Origin of the sequence: Marinobacter sp. (genome assembly GCF_035268745.1) — a bacterium.
Lineage (GTDB): Bacteria > Pseudomonadota > Gammaproteobacteria > Pseudomonadales > Oleiphilaceae > Marinobacter.
The window spans coordinates 1-4,786 of sequence record NZ_DATFKH010000153.1; the positions used below are offsets into that span (position 1 = coordinate 1).

At 53.1% G+C, this 4,786-nt stretch carries 6 protein-coding genes; 3 read left to right on the forward strand and 3 right to left on the reverse strand.

Annotated elements, in window-relative coordinates:
* Positions 1-116 (reverse strand): DUF2956 family protein (locus tag VJ956_RS16365; protein ID WP_414674436.1); only part of this gene is annotated, 116 nt, incomplete at its 3' end.
* 289 nt (positions 117-405) lie between these two features.
* Here VJ956_RS16365 and VJ956_RS11575 point away from each other — a divergent pair.
* Complete coding sequence (locus tag VJ956_RS11575) at positions 406-861, forward strand: metallophosphoesterase family protein (protein WP_324085076.1); 456 nt, start codon at positions 406-408, stop codon at positions 859-861.
* 121 nt (positions 862-982) lie between these two features.
* A complete protein-coding gene (locus VJ956_RS11580) occupies positions 983-1,300 on the forward strand; it encodes a hypothetical protein (protein WP_324085078.1) in 318 nt (105 codons plus the stop codon).
* 465 nt (positions 1,301-1,765) lie between these two features.
* Here VJ956_RS11580 and VJ956_RS11585 read toward each other — a convergent pair whose 3' ends face one another.
* A complete protein-coding gene (locus VJ956_RS11585) occupies positions 1,766-3,007 on the reverse strand; it encodes a C45 family peptidase (protein ID WP_324085080.1) in 1,242 nt (413 codons plus the stop codon).
* An 82-nt stretch (positions 3,008-3,089) separates the two neighbouring features.
* On the opposite strand from VJ956_RS11585, the gene VJ956_RS11590 reads away from it, so the two are divergent.
* Positions 3,090-3,452 carry a hypothetical protein gene (locus tag VJ956_RS11590; protein WP_324085082.1) on the forward strand — a complete coding sequence of 121 codons (363 nt, stop codon included), beginning with the start codon at positions 3,090-3,092 and terminating at the stop codon, positions 3,450-3,452.
* Positions 3,453-3,951: 499 nt separating this feature from the next.
* Here VJ956_RS11590 and VJ956_RS11595 read toward each other — a convergent pair whose 3' ends face one another.
* Positions 3,952-4,479 carry a retropepsin-like aspartic protease family protein gene (locus VJ956_RS11595; protein WP_324085084.1) on the reverse strand — a complete coding sequence of 176 codons (528 nt, stop codon included), beginning with the start codon at positions 4,477-4,479 and terminating at the stop codon, positions 3,952-3,954.
* Between the last annotated feature and the right edge of the window lie 307 nt (positions 4,480-4,786).

A 4,786-nucleotide genomic window follows, 5' to 3' on the forward strand; every position in this document is an offset into this window, starting at 1 on the left:
TGGGCGATCATTTTTGTCTGCTCCTTGCTTTGCCCGGGCCGCTGAGTCGCCTTTGCCATGGTCAAGGCTTCCTCCCGGATTTGCGGTGACGGTGGCTGCTTTTTGATTTTTGCCATAGCGGTCAGCTCGGGTTGTTGGCGAATGGGCTATTTGAGCGCATCACAGGGGTCGGCGTCGAATGTTTCCTCGGGCGGTTTTAAAATGGCCAAAGTGATTAAGCCTGGTTGTTACAGCTGTCGGAAAAAGTCTGAGCCCTCTGAGCTCTCGGGGTTGCTGGCTTGTTGTTATGGGTTTTGACCGGCGGGCCGTGACCGCTCAGAATCGGGGCAGGTTTATCAACATGTACTTCATTGCTGTGGGCGCGGGCCGGCCGGGCATCATTGAGGGGCTAGAAAGGGCGTAAGCATGCAAATCGGAGTGATCGCAGACACCCACAGCAAAATGCGTCCTGAAGCCCTGGCCGTTCTGAAAGGCTCGGATGTGATCCTGCACGCCGGCGACGTGGGGCGGGACGAGGTTCTGGAGGCGCTGGAGGCGATTGCCCCCCTGATTGCGATCCGGGGCAATATCGACAACACAGGCCGCGCAGCGACGCTTCCCGATGTTCTTGATCTGGAATTCCTCGGCCACGCTTTCTACATGCTCCATGACGTCAAAACCCTCGACATCGATCCGCAAGGCCGTTACCGCGTGGTGATCGCCGGCCATTCCCACAAACCCCGTCATGAGTGGATTGGCGATGTGCTTTATTTCAATCCAGGTGGCGCCGGCCCGCGGCGCTTTACGCTGCCGATCACGGTGGGGCGGCTGCAGGTGAGTGAATGCGGCGTGACTGGTGAGATTATTGAGCTGCCGGTTTGATCCGGTGGGGAAACTGGCACAGATCTGTTTTTTGAAGGATACAAGGGCGTAGACTTGGTGAATGGTATCGACTGGGTGCTGATGTGCGCCCAGATAACAATCGCAGCGACAGGCCCCCATCATGCATGTGGATAAAGCTAAAAAGCGTATTGCAAAGCAGGTCAAGAAAGGCTTTCACGGCTATCCGTTGGTTGCGCTAGAGTACTTTGGTAAAACGCCGGATTCAGCCAGCGAGGTTGTTATTTCATATACCGAGGAAGAGGGCGCAGAGCCCCAGAAGCAAAGGTTCGCAAGTGCCGGTGATGCCCGGGAAGATGAAACGATTCAATCCACCCTCCTCAAAATCATTGAGCGGGCGGATGCCAAAACGGTGACTGAGATCGAGGGCATTTCCACCCTCAGTGAAAGCTGCAGTTCGAAAACCGGGACAAGAAGCTGATGCCAGTACAAGCCAGGGTGATCGTGCCAACCTTTAGACAATAGGGCGCAATTCTCCGTTTCAAGCGAGTAATGGCTGTACGAGCTATTTGTAGTTGCCCCTGCTGATCTTTGCCGCGCTTTGGCGATCGATCAGATCATTCTGTTACTCGTTACCAGTTCAGACCATTGCGCCAGGCGCTCGTGCGCGCGATGGATTTGATCACGCCGATTGGCATGGGGCAGCGAGGTTTGATCATTGCGCCGGGCGCTTAGCGGTCTCAAACCGCTGGAGGGCACGAGAAAGCTGGTTGAGCTGCTTGAGAAGTACCCCACAAATGCCGAACTTCTGAACAGCATCCCCGGGGCGCCCATCAATTGAATCTGCGCTACGGAGTCCGACTCCGGGGGTAACGGGGTCAGTTCTTGTCTTTGCCCCTATTGCCGGCACAAAAAACAAGACCTGATCCCAGAGCCACTGGGGTGGCTAATCCGCAGGCACAGAATAACGCCAAACCTGTGCTACCTGATCGGCATAGTCTTTCCACGAAAAGGAATTTTCGGCCCGTAGAGCCTGTTTCAATTTTTCCAATGCATCCGGTTGTCCCACCACCGAGGCGGGTAAGTACACGAGACTTTGCAACAGTTGCTGTCGAGTACTCGCTGGCAAACTGTGGTTCGAATCAGCATGCTCAAGAGGATTAGCAGGCGGCGTCAGCAGATTTGCCTGCTTCCCAGGATTTGTTTGCTTCCCGAGACTGACCGTTTTTGACGTTTCCCGGAAATTGGCAAAGCTATGCTTCCAGGCTTTCTCTCCGGGCCAGTGATACGACATGGTTCCACTCACTGGTTTGTAAACAGCGGTGTAAACCGTACCGAACTGTTGCGGATAGTTGCCAGAGAGCAATGGCGCGGCTAAGAATGCTTCGCGAAGGTGCTGTTCACTCATCTTGCCGCTTGCCAGCAATTTATCCAGAAACTGTTTGCGCTCAAGCGTTCTGGAAAACGCTGCCTGCTGTGGCCAGGTTATTCGTGTCTGGTGATTGGTGGTACAGCGTTCGCGGGTAACATTTGCGGGTTGATCAGGGGCTAACATCACGGTGGCAAAATCCCCCCGCTTGTCGACAAGGGTGACGTTGTATGCCATGTGTGACGGTACCCTTTGCAGTACCTTTATAGCCTGCTTGACGTTCTCGCAGGTCTGCAGCACATAGCGCACTATGAATGGGATGCCGAAACCTTTTCCCACCTTGTTACTGCCGCCAAAGGTCAGCGAAGCGACAAGCCCTGACTTGTTCATGCCGTCATCCAGTCCCCAAAGACACTCATTGGTACCAATAACCTCTTGCCCCAACCAGTTCGATTGGGTCAGCAGGTTCTCGGACAGATCTGGACTGAGGTCATAGTTACGTATGAGTGACGGCTCTTCATTCAGTAAAACCGCTTGTGAACAGCTCACCAGATAGGCTGGTGGCTGATAACCCGTCAAAAACTGGGCGGCGACAGGGCAATCATTACTGGCCTCCCGAAAGCTTTCGTAGAGCGGCTGCATTTCCGGCATAACCGTCACGAGCTGTCGATGCCCCTTTTTGAGTGCACTCGGGTTGATGTCATCACGCTTTTTCTGCCCGTACCAGGCTTCATAAGCCGGCCAGTAGTCATCAAAAACAGCTTGCCATTGCGAATCGATCGTCCCGATTTTACGTGCGCGAAAAGTAGTAGGTAGCATTTCCTTCCCCTGGCAATTGCGTAACAGGTTTTCTGTCACTATGATTCATACTGTTGTAAATTATGAGGAGCTTGTCAACACTATGATCCATATTGATTTCGAGGTCCCGGTACAGCGACGCGTAAAGTCGACTGATATTGCTGGCCTTTTTAGTGTATGGCGCATCCAGAACACCGCCACGGTTTACCGTATTGAACGCGAGTACCAGAGCGGCGGTTTCGGCAATCCGGAGAAACATCCGTATGTCTGGGCAGTGGCCTTACTGGTCGATGGACTTTGGGCGCGCGTGCACAATACGCGTGACCAGGGTCGTGAATGGAGTACTCTGGACCGGCTGGAAGTATGGTTGCGTGAGCAGGGGATCTCGCGCTGGCAAGTCGTTAATGATTTGGAAGACGTAGGAGTCAGAAGGCTGGGGGAAGCTTATTACAAGGCACCAAACTAGTATTCGAAAATTGTTTCACTACAGCGTCCGTGATGCAATCGAAAACCGGGACAGATTTATTTTCATTCTTTCCGCCAGGCGCTGAAGCGGCCTTATGGGCTTTTGCCGAACTATCTCACGGACGAGGAATGCCTTGGGCTCCAAACGTACCGTTTGCAGAAGCCTGACGCGGGTAGCCTGATAAAAGGTTCTGGTGGTGTGCGGAAAGTCCGATGGGCACCAGTGGGTTCTGGGAAGAGCTGAGGCGATCAAAAATGGCTGACAGAAACCTTGGGGCAGAGATTGTCGACGGTATCAATGAGATTCAACAATTCAAGAAGGGTAAATTAGCTCTGCGGACGCATATGCTGGCCATTGGCATGGCTGTGGATAAGGTGTTTGTGCTGGCAGAAAAAAACAAGGAGGAGTTAATGGTCAGACAGACCAAGCCAAGCAATGTGGCAACGAGAACTTCGACGCAGCCAGGAAGTTTTCCTCACTCAGCAAGCCACACGCCATTTCAAGGTTTTTCCTGGCTCAGGGTCAGAACGCCCGATTGTTGGGAGAAGTCGAGCTGTCCAAGCACGCTCATTCCCAGCAACACAATGTTGGGGTCCATGGCGGGGTTGATGGTGCCGGATACATTATTGAACGTCATATCGCCCAGGCGAAGTTCCTGAATGGTAGTACTCCAGACATTTACTGTGCCAGCCGCAGTGATTGCACGGCCGGACTGTTCCCGGGTAAGGCCTGCTTTTTGGGCGAGAGATTCTGAGACTGACACGGTTGTGGCGCCGGTATCCAGAATGAAGGTGACATCCTGGTTGTTGATGGTGCCGTATGCCAGATAATGACCCTGGCGGTTGGCCTGTAGTTCAATTTCAGTGGAGCTGCCTCGGGTGTGACTGACCAGTTGCTGGTTGGGGTTGTTTTTTCGGGAGTCCCAATGGCTGAATAAATACGCCACAACGGCGAGCAATACAGCCCAGAAAACAGCGAAGTAAAGTAGATATCGGATTTCGGGGCTGATGATGCCAGATTTACTCATCCCATTCCTTGTTGTGGGTCGCTGACGGACTGTATCAACTCTATCTCTTTATACGCTTCGTTTGTTCACACCCGATCAATAATCCCAGGCCCAGTATATAGAAACCGATTCCAGCCCAGGTGGTCAGTAGCAGCGCCCAGGGTAGCCATGGGGTTCGATAGCGGATCTCGGGTTGTTGGCGAATGGGCTATTGGAGCGCATCGCAGGGGTCGGCGTCGAATGTTTCCACTAGGAAAATAGATCTGTCCCGGTTTTCCCACATCTACTAGAGTTAGGAACAGGAGCTTATGAATTCAGTCACAACCAA